We start from the raw sequence: 13,681 nt of genomic DNA on the forward strand, positions 1-13,681 counted from the left end.
TGAGGTGCTCCCTCGGGGTCAGTAGGTGTCGGTGTCGTCGGCCGGGGTCAGGGCGCGGCCGTCGGTGTCGCGGGGGTCGATCAGCGGGGTGACGCGGTGCTCGGTGCTGACCACGACGCCGAAGGTGCCCAGCAGCACCAGGACGGCGGAGATCAGGCCGGTGAGGGCGTCGCCCTGTCCGGTGGTGAGCAGGCCGGAGCCGACCAGGCCGGTGATCAGCGCGGTGAGACCGCCGACGATCGAGCCTGCGACGCGCAGCGGACGGGGACGGGACATGAAGCGTTCCTCCTGGGTGGGGTTGGGGTGGTTGCCCTCATGCCGCTCGAACCACCGGACGAAGCGGTAGGAGGCTTTGCCGAGCAGCCAGAGCACGAGGGCGAGGGAGACCACGAGGGAACCGCCGCCGGGGGTGAGTCCGGCGGCGGGTTGCTCGGGGGTCACGGGCGGATCAGCCAGTCCCCGGCGCAGATCCGGTCCGGGTTGGCGATGCCGTTGCGCGCGGCGATGGCGGCCACGGTGGTGCCCCAGCGCACGGCCAGCGCGGAGAGCGTGTCGCCGGGCTGGATCTGGTAGCGCTCACCGCCGCCCCCGCTACCGCTGGGGACGGAGATAGTTCTGCCCGCATAAATGAGGTCCGGGTTGCCGATGCCGTTGCGGGCGGCGAGTTCGGCCACGGTGGTGCCGGTGCGGGCGGCGATGCCGGACAGGGTGTCACCGGGCCGGATCACGTAGTCGACCCAGCCCGAGGGCGCCGGGGCGGGCGCGGGCTGCGGTGCCGGGGCGGGTGCGCCGTCGAGGACGAACGAGCCGACGCGCCAGTCACCGATGGTGGCGTTGCGGTCCACGAACCCGGTGAAGCCGGGGACGATGCCTTCCTGCGAGTGCTGGTGGATGGCCAGCCGGGGGTGGGCGTAGTCGACGTTGCCGGGGTCGCCGTTGTACTGGGCGCACCACAGGATCACGCCGTCGTCGGCCCACTCGTCCGGGCGCAGGCGGCGGGTGAACCAGTACTGGTTGGCGTACACCAACAGCTCGCGCCGCCCGCTCCGGGCGCGGAACTCGCGGACGAAGTCCGCGACGAACCCGTTGGAGTCGCCGGTGAAGGTGTGGTGCTCCATGTCGAGCATCGGCCACAGCGACCCGGAGCCGAGCAGTCCGCGGGCGTTGAGCTGGGCGACGAAGTGCCGGACCTGTCCGGCGACGTCGCCGGGGTGGGCGTAGTGGTAGCCGCCCACGTGGATGCTGACGCCGCGTGCGCCGTCGACCTGGGCCGTGGCGGCGGGGTTGATGTAGCCGATGGCTTCGGTGACTTTCACCGAGGCGAAGCTGATGTTGTTGCCCCGCACGGCGTTCCAGTCGATCGCGGAGCCCTGCCAGGAGCTAATGTCGATGCCGTAGTCGGTCAAGCGGTTCCTTCGGTTGGGGATGGGGAGGAGCCCGCCCTCAGTTGGGTGAGCTGTTCGGCCAGAGCGGTGCGCAGAGCGCGCTCCTGGGCGAGTTCGTGGGTGGCTTGGCGCAGCGCGGCTGTGGCGATGTCGAGGTCGGCGCGGGCTTGGCGTAGATCAGTCAGGGCTTGGTCCCGTTCGGCCTCGGCTTCGGCGAGCTGGCCGCGCAGGGTCTCGGCGATCTCTTCGTGCAGCTCGGCGAGCTGCCGGGCTGCGCCGAGCACTGCGGCCTGGGCCTTGTCGGCGGCGTCGGCGTGCGCACGTTCGATCTCGTCACGCGTCCTGCGCCGGGTGTGCAGTGAGGCAAGTACCGCACCGGTCGCGGTGCCTAGGTTGGTGATTACCAGCGCGACACCAGTAATGACTTCAGGTGCCACCGCCCCAGCGGCCAGGGAAAACACAGCGGTGAGAAGAGGCATTGCGCCTCCCGCGGCATGATCATCTAGTTCGCGCGTACACTCATGGTGGGCTTGGACTTGGACGAGTTAGAGCCCTCGACAGGCACCACAGATAGCTTCGGAGAGAGCATCGAAAGCTCTCCGTCCTGTTGACCTGAGGGAGCACGGGTCAATCGAGCCGGGACGGGGCTAGTTGTTGTACGCAAGGCACGTCTGCATGACCACCCGCAGGCGGCCAGGCGCTCGACCTGATCGCCGGAGGCGGAGTGCGTTGTGTGGGCCTGGTGTGTTTTCGTGCTGCTGCTTGTCGCCGCAGTGGTCTTGATCATCTGGCTGGTGCTGAGAACCATCGAACGGCCTCGTCCGACGCAAGTGCGCGCGGAATTCCGGGCAGGCCGTACCTTGGCTTTCTTGCTGGAGTTGAAGCCGACGGCCACTTCCGAAACTGTGCCGTCGTCTCAGCCTGAACAGGCGACCCCTGCTCGTGAGCCGAAGCGGTCTACGGCACGTCGACGCCCTCGCGGGCGAGCACGGCGTAGGCATCAGGGTCGATAGGCGGGTCCGGATAGAGATTTTGGTCGGTGGGCGGCCCAGGGCTCAGCGTTGCGCGCAGGACCAGAACCTGGCGGACGCGGCCCTGGTCGTCACCGCTGGTGCGTATGCCGACTACCCACGCCGGGGTGGTCAGGGCCGCGCCCACGGTGTCGGTGATGCGGACGAGGTCGCCGAGTTGGATGCGCGGGTCGGGAAGGACTTCCACGTCCCCGAGCACGGGCAGCGGCGAGGAGGCGACGGCGAGCAGGTAGGAGGCCACCGCAGTGGCCGCCGTCGAGGTCTGCAACCAGGGGGTGGCCGGTACCTGGTAGACCTGCGCGCCGTAGCGGCTGACGCTGGTGGTGTCGGTGCGTCGCAGCAGCCTGCGGGAGGGGCCGCCTGTGGCCAGCTCGACGGAGTAGATCGACAGCGACGGTGTGTTGCCGCTGGTGAGCATGTAGACCGTGCTCGCCGAGGTGTTGCGGAAGGTCACCCGCAGGGTCGCGCCGTCCCGCTCGGTGGTCGACTCCACCCGCCCGTGGACTCCGGCACTGCCGTCGCTGGCCGTCGACCAGCGCACCCGCGACGTGGAGCTGGGTGTGGTGGTGACGTAGGCGATCGGTGGCGGGGAGTCGTACTCGGTGACGTCGTAGTCGTAGGTCAGGGTCAGGGTGCTGAATGCGGGGATGCTGCGGCGGGTGGTCTCGGTGAACCGTTCCCGCGTGCTGCCGATCGTGTAGACGGAGTAGGGCACGTCGATGACGTTGCGGACGGAGTCGATCGCCTCCGACACCCGCAGGCCCGAGATCTCCCGTGCGCTGGTCGCGGTGAGCACCGGGGTTCCGGGCGAGGTGAAGCGGGTGTTGTTGCGGTAGCGGAAGATGCCGTGTTCATCGAATGAGGCGGTGGCCTGCTCCGCCTTGGCTACGGCGCTGATCACCTCCCATGCCGAGCCCTGGGTGGGTGGGATGGCGGTAAGGGTGCTGGTGATGTTGTCGAGCACCGCGCCGCGCTGCCAGGTCTGCCCCTCGAAGTCGTCGCGCGTCGGCCGGGTCACCGGCATCCAGACCTGGACGGCTTCGACCGGCAGACCGCTGGTCAGCGCCACGTAGTTGAGCTGGGTTCCTCCGGCGGGCATCCCGCCCAGCGTGCCGGGGTCGCCCTCGTGGTAGTAGCCGTCCGGGCCGGACATGAAGATCCGCGCGGTGGGCTGCGTGCCGTTGAACGTCCAGTAGCAGCCCAGGTGCCAGTGTCCGACCGGCAGCGGCGCGAGAAACAGCGTGGTGGCGAACGCGCCGTCCGAACTGGCCGAAGCGCGCTGCGGGCTGGACTTGAAGTCCACGCCGAACTCGACGCTGTTGGTCGCGCCGTCGGCCTGGTAGAAGCACGACAGGGCGATCTGGCCGGTGTCGGGTCCGATGTTGCCGGTGTCCACCCAGCACTCCACGAACAGCGACCGGCCGGGGACGGTGGTGCGGGTGCGCGGGTCCCAGCGGACGCTGAAGCTGGTGGTGGTCGAGCCGGGCAGCGCGGCCATCTCCCACGGCGCGCGGGTCCGGGTGTAGCCGATGGAACCGGAGTGGGTGCGGTAGAACCCGATGTCCGGCGCGATACCGCCGTGCATCGAGGCGTAGAGGATGCACTCCGCGCGGGGCGGTGGCGCGGTGTGGATACCGGCGTCGCGCAGCAGGTTGTCCACCACCCAAGTGCCCGAGGCGATGGGCACCGTGTTCACCGACACGGCGGCCGGGAGGCGGGCCGCTCCGCGTAGCCGTTCCGCGCCGTCCAGCGCCGACACCTCGACCCGTCCGGTGGCGGAGTCGGCTACCCGGTCGCGCACCAGGCCCCGGAACGCGGGTAGGGCGTCGTCGGCCAGGCCCCAGCCGTGCAGGACGGATTGGCGGGGTCGGGCGATGTCGGCGGTGGTGTGCGGGGCGTAGGGGCTGTAGAGCTGCGCGGCGGTCTGCTCCCCGGTGCCGGTCAGCGTCATGCGCAGCTCTGCCGAGGCGGAGCCGTTGGTGGCGCGCATCGGGGCGGGCAGGTCGGAGTCGTAGGCCCGGTCCAGCGACCAGGCGGTGACCTGCTCGGTGAGGTCCTTCCCGCCCAGCCGGGTGAGGCTGGTGTGGACCCGTTCGGCTTCGCCGAGAGCGGCGACCAACGCGGGGTCAGCTTGGAGCACGGCGCACCTCCACGAGGGTGAGCGACAGGTCGCGGTACGGGAGCCGCGGGCGGTCGGCGTAGCCGGTGACGGTCATGGCCGGGCAGCCGTCGCCCACCGGGATGGGCTCGGTGGCGATGACGGGTTCGCCCAGGCGCAGCAGGGCGCCGCCGACGGGGGTGGGCGTGGTCAGGGTGGGCAGCCACACCTTGGGCAGGACGAACGCCGCCCCGGCGGGCGGGACGGCGGTCACGACGGGCGCGGTCGGGCCGATGGTCTGGATGTAGGCCCCGGTGGCGTCCCAGAAGTCGAGGACGGCTCGCGCTCCGCCGTTGCGGGTCAAGTCGCTGGTGAAGCTGACCGGCACACCGGGCAGTACAGGCCACCCGGTCCAGTAGGGCGAGTTGTAGTAGAGCTGGCTGCTGTTGTCGCGCGTGTCGGTCACGGTGAGCACGCCGTCGGCGCGTTCGGTCAGGGTGCCCCAGCTGGCCAGCGAGATGCGACGCGGTGTGCGCCCGAGGGACTGGCTGGCCTCCAACAGGTTGTCGGCCGCCGGGTCGAGCACGGCCAGCGGTCCGGGGCCGTGGGCGCGGCGGGCCAGGGCGTCGAGCCAGCGCGCGTGCTCGGGCAGCAGCGCGTTCCAGGACAGGGTGAGACGGCGGGGCGGGGTGGCCAACCTGGTGGTGGTCACCCCACCCGCCAGCGAGGCGAACTCCTGCACGCCGAGTGAGATCGACCGGTCGTAGTCGGTGGCGGTGTCGGGGATCTCCCGCAACCCACCGGGTGGGCCGATCCACAGTGACCGCACGGGCGCTCACCTCCTGGACAGGATGCGTTCGCCGTCGGCGGTGGCGCGGGCGATCTCGGTTGCGCCGACCTGCACCACGACCGGCCGCGCGGCCAGCTCCCGCACCGCGTCCACGAGGTCGCCCCACTCCGGCGGTGTCGTCCCCGTGGCCTCGGAAGCGGTGGTGCTGCGCGTAATCACCCGTTCCGGTGCGGTTCGGCCGGACGTGCCCTCGGTCGCGGCCATGCGTGGGATGCGGGCCGTGAGGTCGGACAGGTACGCGCGCACGGCGGGTTCCTCGGCCTCCAAACCGGAAAGCAGACCGCGCATGATCAGCCGTCCGTTGCCGCGCAGCAGGACGCGGTCCCGCTCGGGTGGCCCCTTCCACGAGGGCAGCAGGTTGGTCACCTGCGCGAGCTTGTCGCGCAGCGAGTTGATCATGGACTCGATGCCGCGCAACAGGCCCCGGATCAGGTTCTTTCCGGCCTCGACCAGCAGCGATCCGAGGTCGCCGAGCGCGCCGAGCAGGCGACCGGGGATGCCCGCGACGAAGCTGATCAGCCCGCCCGTGGCGAGGTCGACGCCGGACCGGATGGCCTGCCAGGCTCCCGAGACGATGTCCCGCACGCCCGACCAGGCCCGCGACCAGTCGCCGGTGATCACGCCCATGGCCAGGTCGAGGACGCCCTGGATGGCGCGCAGCGCTCCCGAGACGGTGTCCACGATGCGCGCGAAGATCGGCGCGACGACGTCGTCGATCAAGAACCGCAAGGTCGGGATCAGCTTGGACGTGACCTCGGTCGCGACGGCGGCGAACATGGCCGTCCAGGTCGCGAGCACCCCTGTGGCCTGCACGATCACCGGCACCAGGAGCGCGACGAGCTGGAGCACCGAGGGCAGCAGCTCCGAGGCGAGCTGGAGCAGCAGCGGCGTCAGCGGGAGCAGACCTTCGGTCGTGATCCGCAGCAGGCCCTCAACGAGCGGCGGCAACAGCGGCAGCAGCCCGGTCAGTCCGACCGTCAACGTCTCGCCGAGCAACTGTCCAATCTGGACCAACGTGGGCGTGGCGGCGGCGAGCCCGACGGACAGGACTTCGGCCAGGCGCTGGACCGTGGAGACGATCACCGGGAGTACCGGCAGCGCCGCCGTCAGCCCTGCGAGCAGGACTTGAGCCCAGACGTCGGCCAGTTGCCCGACCAGCGGCAGGACCGCCGCCAGGGCCGTGAGCAGCGCTCCGCCGACCTGGACCGCGATCGGCGTCAAAACGCGAAGCAGATTCGCAAGCGCGGGGGCCGCGATGTTCACGGCCTGCACGAGCAACTGGCCGAGTTGGACGATCAGCGGCGCGGCGGCACGTGCCAGGCCGATCAGCGCGGGGGCCAGCGTGCGGACGCCGTCGGCCAGCGCGCCGCCGACGAGTTCGCCGACCAGCAGCGAGACGGCCGGGGCCAGCTCGGCGGTGACCCCGGCCAGCAGCTCGACCGCCGGGACCAGCAGCGAGGCCAGCGCCTGGGCCGCGACCCCGGCCAGCGGCGCGAGCGCGGCCAGGACGCGCCCTGCGGGCTCGACCCCGGCCACGAGCACGGCCAGGCCCTGGGCGACCATCGGCCCGAGCTGGGCCACGGCGGGCGCAAGCACCGACGCGGCCACCCGCGCGACCTCGGACAGCAGCGGCAGCAGCGCCGCCGCGACCGCGCCCAGACCGCCGAAGATCTGTTGCAGGGCAAGGGTTCCCTCCGCAGAGCGGAGGAAGGTGAGCATGGAGCCGGTGACCGCGTTGAGCGTGGTGAGCAGGCCCGCGCCCTGGGTGTTGGCGGCCGACAGGACCGTGAAGACGATCCGCGCGAGGTTGCCCACCAGCGTGGCCAACTCGCCCAGCGCGGACAGGCCGGCGGACAGCCACTCGCGTAGCTGTCCGGTCTCGCGGGCGGTGGCGATGAACTGCGCGAACCGCTCCGCGCCCTCGCCCAGCGACGAGGCGAAGCCGGGCAGGAACTCGCTGCCCACGGCGGCGATGTCGCGGATGGCGCGCAGCAGCGGCGCCACACCACCGGCCAGCGCCCGGACGGATTGGCCGGTGTTGTCCAGGATCAGCCGGACGTCATCGACCGTGCGCGCTTCGCCCGCGAACCCCGCCGCTTGGCGGGCGGCCTGGTTGTAGCCCTCGGCGATGCCGACCAGGCCGTCACGCAGCACCGGCAGGTACCGGTCCCCCAGCCGGGAGACTTCACCGCCGAGCCCTTCGAACAGGCGGGCCTGCACGTCGAGCTTCAGGCCGTCGAGCGCAGGGCGCAGGGCGCGGACGGCGTCGGTGGTCTCCCGCATCGCGGGCGGGAAGTCCTTGACCGCCTTGGCGTAGTCGGCCGCGCTGTCTGCGGTCAGCGCGTCGTTGAGCCCGTCGACCCCGAGCTTCAGCGCCTGCACTGCGGCGGCTGCGGCGATGCCGACCGCCGGGACGATGAGCAGCGACCCGGCCGCGGTCCCGGCCGCCGCGCCGAGCCCGCCCATCAGCCCGAGGGCCTGGGCGATGCCACCGGCCAGCGCGGCGTACTTCAGGGTGGCCGCGCCCACGGTGGCGGTGTGGGCGGTGATGCTGCCGGTCAGCCCGGTGACACCCCGGTCAAGCTGCGCCAGGCCGCGCACGGACGCGCCCACGGAGCGGTCCAGGACGGTGTGGATGGTGACGCTGTGCCCGGACAGACGGCGGCGCAGCGCGGCGAACCCCTCTTCGGCGGGGCGGCCGTCGAGCTGGGCCAGCAGCCGCATCGCGGTCTGGTCGCCCGCGCGGGCCAGCTCGGCGAGCTGGGCGCGCACCAGCGCGGTCTGGATCTGCGCGCCCAGGCTGATGTCGGGTGCGCCGCGTTCGGCCTGGTTGATCTGGTCGCGGACGTGACGTCCGAGGCCCTGGAGGGACGGGAGAACCTTGAGGTAGGCGTGGCCGACGGTTGCCAGGAGCGCTCACGCTCCCCGCATCCACAACGCGATCTCGCGCAGGGACTTCGTCTCGGGCTCCGGTTCACCCCCTGCCGGTGCGGGCGGGGCGGTGGTGGTGCCGAGGTCCAGCGGCGCGTCCACGTCGGCGTCACTGACCTTGGTGCCCAGTGCGGTGGCGACCGTGGCCCACAGCAGCGTGACGCGGCGTTCCAGCGCGGCGAGCAGGACTTCGGGCCGGGTCCACCCGGCATCCGGTCCGGTCGCGCGCCACACGGCGGCGTCGTCCGGGAGGTGTGCGACCACGGCGCACACCCGCCGGAACGACAGCGTGCCCCGGTAGAGGTCGAGCAGGTCCAGGCCGTAGCGCAGGAGGTCGACTTCGAGGGCTTGCGCGGTGGTGTCGTCCGCCAGCAGGCGGGCGACGACTACGGGTTTCCCCGCCCCAGCTCCCGCATGATCGTCTGCGAGAAGTGCTCCGCGTCGGCGGCCGTGGTCGCCAGGCCGCGCCACGTCTTGTACTGCTCCTCGCCGAGGATCAGCCGCAACGACAGCAGCACCTTGCCCTCCTCCTCGGCCTCGATCGCCGCCAGCGGGAACTCCGAGGCGGACGGCAGGGTGAAGCGCTTGCCGCGCCACATCACCGCGTGCTCACTGCTCGCAGGCGGGCGGTTGGTGGCCTCACGGCGCTGGTTTCGGCTCACTTGCTGGTCTCCTCGATGGCGAGCGTGCCGCCGCCGCTGGGCGGGGCGAGCATGACGGCGGGGTCGTCGGTGAGCCACACGGCCAGCGTGGTGCCGGCGGCCGGGGCGAGCGCGGCGAAGCTGATCCCCCAGCGCGCCTCCTGGGTGCGGGTCCACTGGGCGTCCTGGGTCTCGGAGACCTCGGCGCGCGGGACGTAGAGCCGATGGTGGTAGATCTCGGTCGCCGAGATCTGGTCGACCCAGTCGACACACAGGGCGCGTTCGTCGCCGCGCGGGATGCTGCTGATCTCGGCGCGGTACTTCTTCGACCCCGGCGCGGTCTCGGCGAACACCATTCCGCCGAAGTACGCGCCCAGGACCACGGCCTTGGTCTCCTGGAAGACGCTGGAGACGCCGAACTCCTGGCTGGTGTAGATGAACCGCGCCGGGGTGGTCTGCTGCCAGTGGGTGGTGCCGGTGCGCTCCACCGCGCGGCGGATCGTGACGCCGTCCTCGGTCGACAGGCCCAGGCCGCTCCACACGGCCGGGAGCGGCGTGGTCGGGTCGGGCGGTTCGGGTGTGCCCGGCGGGGCAAGCGAGAGTTCCCCGGTGCCGGGGACGCGGACGAGGGTGGGACTCAGGGCCAAGCGGACCTCCGGAAGGGCGCGGAAGGGCCGCTCTCCTGGAGGTGGTGCCGGGAGGCGGTCAGCCTCCCGAGGCGGAACGTGGGTCTAGCGGACGGTGGAGCGGGCGCGCACCGCGACGGCGGCGGTGGCAAGCGGACGGTCGGTGTGCGGGTCGAGGCCGCCGAGGGGGCCGGTGACGGGTTCGCCGCCGATCAGTCCCGGCGCGGGGCGTGGGACGCACAGCAGCGCCAGCGCCACGGCGACCGCGGCCTTGGCGGCGTGCTCGGAACGGTGCCAGCAGGTCAGCCGGATCACCACGCGCTGAACAGCCGGCCACGCCCAGGTGTGGCCGTCCTCGGCGACCAGCAGCCACGGCAACGACGGCGGCCCTCCGTCCGGGCCGTCGCCCACCCGCGTGGACACCTCGATGCCTGCGAGCACGGCTTCGGGGCGGATCGCGAGCTGCGGCCGGAGTGCCCGGACCACCAGCTCGGTCACGTCGACCGGCACCACGAGCGGCCCGGTCACGTCTCCTCGCCCGTGTCCAGGCCGTCGACCTCCAGCCCGGCGGCCTCGGCCGCGCGTTTGAGCAGGCCGTAGCGGGCTTCCATGCCGACCCCCGCCGGGTGGCGCACCGCGACGGTGGTTGCGGCGCGGTCGTGGTTGGGGTCGTCGTAGACCTCCACCGGCAGCGGCTCGCCTGAGGTGACGCGCCGACCGGCGCCGCGTGCGGTCGCGCCGACCTGTTCGGCCGCCGCGCGCACCATCGCCGCGAACTCCTTGGAGTTCAGCAGCTCGCGCACGCCGTCCTGGTCGACGCGAAAGCCGTGGAATGCGTCCACGTTCAGCCCTCCACGTGCTTGAGTCGGGTCTCGTAGTGGACGTGGCCGAACCGGGGTTCCCAGAGATCGGGTTCGCCGTCGACCTCCAGCACTCGGCCCTGCCACTCGATGCGCTCGCGGGCGGCCAGGCGCTCGATGCCGAACAGCCGCCACGCCGTGACCACGGGTCGACGGCCGGGTTCGGCGGGTTCGGACGAGGTGACCGGCTGGAGCAGGCCCCACATCACGCGACGCGGGGCGTCCGGCCCGTAGTCCAGGTCCGGGGTCGGGTTGTCGTAGGCGTCGGCGACCGGCACCGGGGTGACGACGAGGAAGCGGTGAGGTAGTTGGACGGCGCTGCTCCCTTCGGGGTAGGGCGAACGGGTGAACGGGGGTGATCCTGTTTCGCGGGATGGGGCGCGCGGCGATAGAGGGGCAGGCACCGGGAGCACGCCCCCCGACCCTCGGTGCCTATTACCCGACATCAGTCCAGATGGAGAACGCGCCGCGCGGCGCGGGCGCGGGTGGCCGGAGCAGGTCCAACTCGTCCTCGGTCAGGTAGAGCCCGCCGCCCTCGTGCGCGGCCGTGCGCGAGTGCCCGCCCACCGTCTCGGACTTGTTGCCGTCCGGCGGAGACGCCAACGCCCGCAACACCGCCGTAGCGATCACACCCGGCGCGGTGGGCGGCGGCGGGTCGGGCAGGTCCAGCACGCGGGCACGCACGATGGCCGAGGCGTCGGCGATGAGCACCGCAGCGAATGCCTTCTGCTCCGGGGTCAACTGCACCTCGGTGCGCGCTTGGACGTCGGCGACGGTCGCCAACAAGATCGACACAAGCATCACCGTCCCGGTGATTTGCGCCGTGCTGATATCGTCGAAGACGGATCGACGAAGCCCGAGGGAACCCCTGAGGTCACCCTCCGAGGGGACGCTTTCCCGGCCACTAAGGTCGTGACCAGACGAGAACCGGGCGGCCAGTGGTCGTACCGACTCGACCGGTCTCTTCGGCAGTCCAAAAGGGCTGACACTGCCCCCGGTGCAGTGCCGGTCCTCGTTTCTCCGAGGAGCTCCGGAGGAGACAGCTCAGAAGGCTGTCCGCTGGCATCCTGTCCACTGTGAGCGGCATGACCGCCGAAGCGCTGATCGGGACCGGGACCGATGAGCTGTCCTTCGGAGCGTTCATGTTCGCGTTTCTGTCCGATCCCGTGATCGTCGCTGCTGTCGTGCTGCTGGTGGCCACGCTCGCCGTGCTGGGCGTCGCCATCTATATCGTGCGGAAGACCGGCGACACCAAGGGCCTGCTCCACCTCGCCGAACTGGTGCGTGCGCTGCGTCAGCGCAAGCCCTAAGACGACGGCGTGGCGGGCGCCGTCTTCGGAGGGCGCCCGCCCACCGGCCGCACGCCCAACTCGGCGGGCAGGCCGCGCAGGGCCTCGATGGTGTCCTTGTCGGTCACCTCGCCCTCGCCGTCGGTGAACCTCACCCCCAGATCGTGGATGACGAGCTGCTGGTAGCGGGTGCTGGTGAACTTCACGCGCCACCCCCGGCGGAGCCGGTGGTCAGGCCGGTGATCTTGCCGTGCGCGATCTCCGGCCCGTACTCCAAGCTGATCTCGCCGTAGATCTGCGCCCGGTCGGAGCTGCCGGTCTTGGCCAGGGGCTCGGAGAACAGGAAACCCTGTCCGGGCTTCTCCAGGAATACCGGGGCGCACTGGTCGAGGCTGACCACCTGGACCGTGTCGGTGGGCATGTACCGGTTGAGCATGATCGACAACCGGCCGAAGTCGGTCTCGATCGTCGTCACGGCGACGCCGCCGACGTTGCGTGTGCTCTCCTGGTAGTTCTTCTTGGTCACGAACTCGTCGGTGAGGCGGCGCTTCTGCCAGGCGTTGCACATCAGCGTGGCCGTTTCGCTGACCTGGATGCCGCCGTTCTCCCAGACCTTCTGGAGCAGGTCCAGGACCATGCCCTCTGTGAGCGGCTGAGGGGTGGCGTTGGTGATGACGTTGGTGCGGGTGGCCTCCAGGATGCCCCTGGTCTTGCGCACCGTGGAGTTGTCGGTGGGCTCCTGGTAGCGGCCGACCAGGAACGTAAGCTCGACATCGCGGGCGATCTGCACGAGCGCCTGGCGGGTCTGCCAGTCCATCTCGTTCGGGACGGCGTTGGTGCCGCCGATCGCGGCGGCGTTCGGGTTGGCCGCGCCGGTCCCGGCGAACATGTTCTGCGTGGACTGCCGGGTGTAGGTGACGCCCACCGTCTCCTGGTGGATTTCCAGGACGTTGCGGTCCTGGCCCCGGATGCGCGTCTCGGCGGGTGGGGCGTCCGCGCCCTCCAGGCGCTGGCGGTTGGGGTCCGGTGCGCGTAGGTCGTACACGGTCCAGGTGTGCACGATCGCGTTCGCCCGCCGACCGCCGGTCAGACCGCCGATCGAGGACAGGAACGGCGTGTCCGTGGGTGTGAGGCCGAACAGCTCGCCGACGTAGTTGGGGCTGTTGTAGGTGTTTGCTATCGCGGCGATACCGGGCAAGAAGTCTCCTTACGGGTCAGGGGATGCGGGGTGCCGCCGCGCGGGCCTGCTCGGCTAGCAGCCGGTTCTTCAGCGAGATGGCGGTGGCCCAGTCGCCGCGCGACTCGGCTTCGCGGATCTGCTCGGCGACACCGGACGGCCCGCCTTGGCGCTGGCCCTGCGACGGGTCGGGGGCGGGGCGGCGCGGCCCGTCGACGCGCGCCAGGTGCGGGCGCTGGGCGAGCACCGCGGCGAGGTCGGCGGCGATGGCGGCGGTGTCGACCGTGCCGTCCTCGGACAGGTAGCGGTCCCGGTCGTCCACATAGCGCGGCGCGTCGGTGGGATCGGCCCAGCCGGAGGCGGCGGCGCGGATCTCCGCGTCCACCGCCAGGCGGCGCAGCGCGGCGAGCTGGGCTTCGGCGGCGGTGGCGCGCTCTGCGGCCTTCTCCGCGTCGGTCTTGTTCGCGGACTCGATCTCGTCCAGGCGGCGGGCCTTCTCGCGGTGCTCCCGCGCCTTGGCCTCCGCGCTGGTCAGCTTGGTGCGGGCCTCCTCGTACAGCGCCCGGTAGTCCGGCTCGGCGGTCTTGCCGGTGTCCTCCGGCAGTGAAGGTGAGGCGGGTGGTTCGGGGGCTGGTGGCGGGCTGGTGGGCTGTTCGGGTGGTTCCGGGGTGGGCGGAGTGTCGGACAGGACGAAACCCCCTTTCGGGCGAGGTGCGGCGATGCGGTGTGAAAGTGCCGCGTACAGGCAGGGGCGTGTGTCCGCGTGCACGGTGACAGGCGATGTGCCGGGCGT

At 71.5% G+C, this 13,681-nt stretch carries 17 protein-coding genes; 1 reads left to right on the plus strand and 16 read right to left on the minus strand.

Annotation, left to right across the window (positions count from 1 at the left end):
- Positions 1-18: 18 nt before the first annotated feature.
- The 13 genes from ABTZ99_RS09185 to ABTZ99_RS09245 all read right to left on the minus strand — a co-directional run bounded on the left by ABTZ99_RS09185 (position 19) and on the right by ABTZ99_RS09245 (position 11,217).
- Positions 19-441 carry a hypothetical protein gene (locus tag ABTZ99_RS09185; RefSeq protein ID WP_499609772.1) on the minus strand — a complete coding sequence of 141 codons (423 nt, stop codon included), beginning with the start codon at positions 439-441 and terminating at the stop codon, positions 19-21.
- A complete protein-coding gene (locus tag ABTZ99_RS09190) occupies positions 438-1,406 on the minus strand; it encodes a GH25 family lysozyme (protein ID WP_499609775.1) in 969 nt (322 codons plus the stop codon). Before ABTZ99_RS09190 ends, ABTZ99_RS09185 begins: the two co-directional genes overlap by 4 nt.
- Positions 1,403-1,864, minus strand: a complete 462-nt coding sequence (locus tag ABTZ99_RS09195; protein WP_499609778.1) for a hypothetical protein — start codon at positions 1,862-1,864, stop codon at positions 1,403-1,405. The genes ABTZ99_RS09190 and ABTZ99_RS09195 overlap by 4 nt, the downstream gene beginning before the upstream one ends.
- Before the next feature lie 478 nt (positions 1,865-2,342).
- Entirely contained in the window at positions 2,343-4,556 is a 2,214-nt protein-coding gene (locus ABTZ99_RS09200) for a hypothetical protein (protein WP_499609781.1), read from the minus strand.
- Entirely contained in the window at positions 4,543-5,343 is an 801-nt protein-coding gene (locus ABTZ99_RS09205; protein WP_499609784.1) for a hypothetical protein, read from the minus strand. The genes ABTZ99_RS09200 and ABTZ99_RS09205 overlap by 14 nt, the downstream gene beginning before the upstream one ends.
- A gap of 6 nt (positions 5,344-5,349) precedes the next feature.
- Positions 5,350-8,136, minus strand: a complete 2,787-nt coding sequence (locus ABTZ99_RS09210; RefSeq protein WP_499609786.1) for a phage tail protein — start codon at positions 8,134-8,136, stop codon at positions 5,350-5,352.
- Positions 8,137-8,280: 144 nt separating this feature from the next.
- Positions 8,281-8,766: a hypothetical protein gene (locus ABTZ99_RS09215; RefSeq protein WP_499609789.1), complete on the minus strand. Its 486-nt coding sequence runs from the start codon at positions 8,764-8,766 to the stop codon at positions 8,281-8,283.
- Positions 8,682-8,957, minus strand: a complete 276-nt coding sequence (locus ABTZ99_RS09220; RefSeq protein WP_499609792.1) for a hypothetical protein — start codon at positions 8,955-8,957, stop codon at positions 8,682-8,684. The genes ABTZ99_RS09215 and ABTZ99_RS09220 overlap by 85 nt, the downstream gene beginning before the upstream one ends.
- A complete protein-coding gene (locus ABTZ99_RS09225; protein WP_499609794.1) occupies positions 8,954-9,583 on the minus strand; it encodes a phage tail tube protein in 630 nt (209 codons plus the stop codon). Before ABTZ99_RS09225 ends, ABTZ99_RS09220 begins: the two co-directional genes overlap by 4 nt.
- A gap of 84 nt (positions 9,584-9,667) precedes the next feature.
- The gene (locus ABTZ99_RS09230; protein ID WP_499609797.1) at positions 9,668-10,090 is read right to left on the minus strand and encodes a hypothetical protein; all 423 of its coding nucleotides are present in this window, start codon (positions 10,088-10,090) and stop codon (positions 9,668-9,670) included.
- Entirely contained in the window at positions 10,087-10,404 is a 318-nt protein-coding gene (locus tag ABTZ99_RS09235; RefSeq protein ID WP_499609800.1) for a hypothetical protein, read from the minus strand. The genes ABTZ99_RS09230 and ABTZ99_RS09235 overlap by 4 nt, the downstream gene beginning before the upstream one ends.
- A gap of 2 nt (positions 10,405-10,406) precedes the next feature.
- Entirely contained in the window at positions 10,407-10,700 is a 294-nt protein-coding gene (locus tag ABTZ99_RS09240; protein ID WP_499609803.1) for a hypothetical protein, read from the minus strand.
- A gap of 157 nt (positions 10,701-10,857) precedes the next feature.
- Complete coding sequence (locus ABTZ99_RS09245) at positions 10,858-11,217, minus strand: hypothetical protein (RefSeq protein WP_499609805.1); 360 nt, start codon at positions 11,215-11,217, stop codon at positions 10,858-10,860.
- Positions 11,218-11,498: 281 nt separating this feature from the next.
- Between ABTZ99_RS09245 and ABTZ99_RS09250 the strand changes: the two genes are divergently transcribed.
- Positions 11,499-11,732 carry a hypothetical protein gene (locus ABTZ99_RS09250; protein ID WP_499609807.1) on the plus strand — a complete coding sequence of 78 codons (234 nt, stop codon included), beginning with the start codon at positions 11,499-11,501 and terminating at the stop codon, positions 11,730-11,732.
- Here the strand turns inward: ABTZ99_RS09250 and ABTZ99_RS09255 are convergent.
- From ABTZ99_RS09255 to ABTZ99_RS09265, 3 genes are read right to left on the minus strand one after another with little or no spacing between them, the layout of a single operon-like run.
- Positions 11,729-11,917 carry a hypothetical protein gene (locus ABTZ99_RS09255; RefSeq protein WP_499609810.1) on the minus strand — a complete coding sequence of 63 codons (189 nt, stop codon included), beginning with the start codon at positions 11,915-11,917 and terminating at the stop codon, positions 11,729-11,731. The genes ABTZ99_RS09250 and ABTZ99_RS09255 overlap by 4 nt on opposite strands.
- On the minus strand, positions 11,914-12,909 hold the full coding sequence (locus ABTZ99_RS09260) for an SU10 major capsid protein (RefSeq protein ID WP_499609813.1): 996 nt from the start codon (positions 12,907-12,909) through the stop codon (positions 11,914-11,916). The genes ABTZ99_RS09255 and ABTZ99_RS09260 overlap by 4 nt, the downstream gene beginning before the upstream one ends.
- Positions 12,910-12,925: 16 nt before the next feature.
- Positions 12,926-13,657 (minus strand): hypothetical protein, encoded by a 732-nt coding sequence (locus ABTZ99_RS09265; protein WP_499609815.1) that lies wholly within the window; start codon positions 13,655-13,657, stop codon positions 12,926-12,928.
- Positions 13,658-13,681: the final 24 nt, after the last annotated feature.

This window comes from Actinosynnema sp. NPDC002837, from assembly GCF_040295345.1.
Classification (GTDB): Bacteria; Actinomycetota; Actinomycetes; order Mycobacteriales; family Pseudonocardiaceae; genus Actinosynnema.

Excerpts from the sequence above, each read along its gene's own strand:
- ABTZ99_RS09195 (WP_499609778.1), bottom strand. The coding sequence starts at position 1,864 with ATGCCTCTTCTCACCGCTGTGTTTTCCCTGGCCGCTGGGGCGGTGGCA.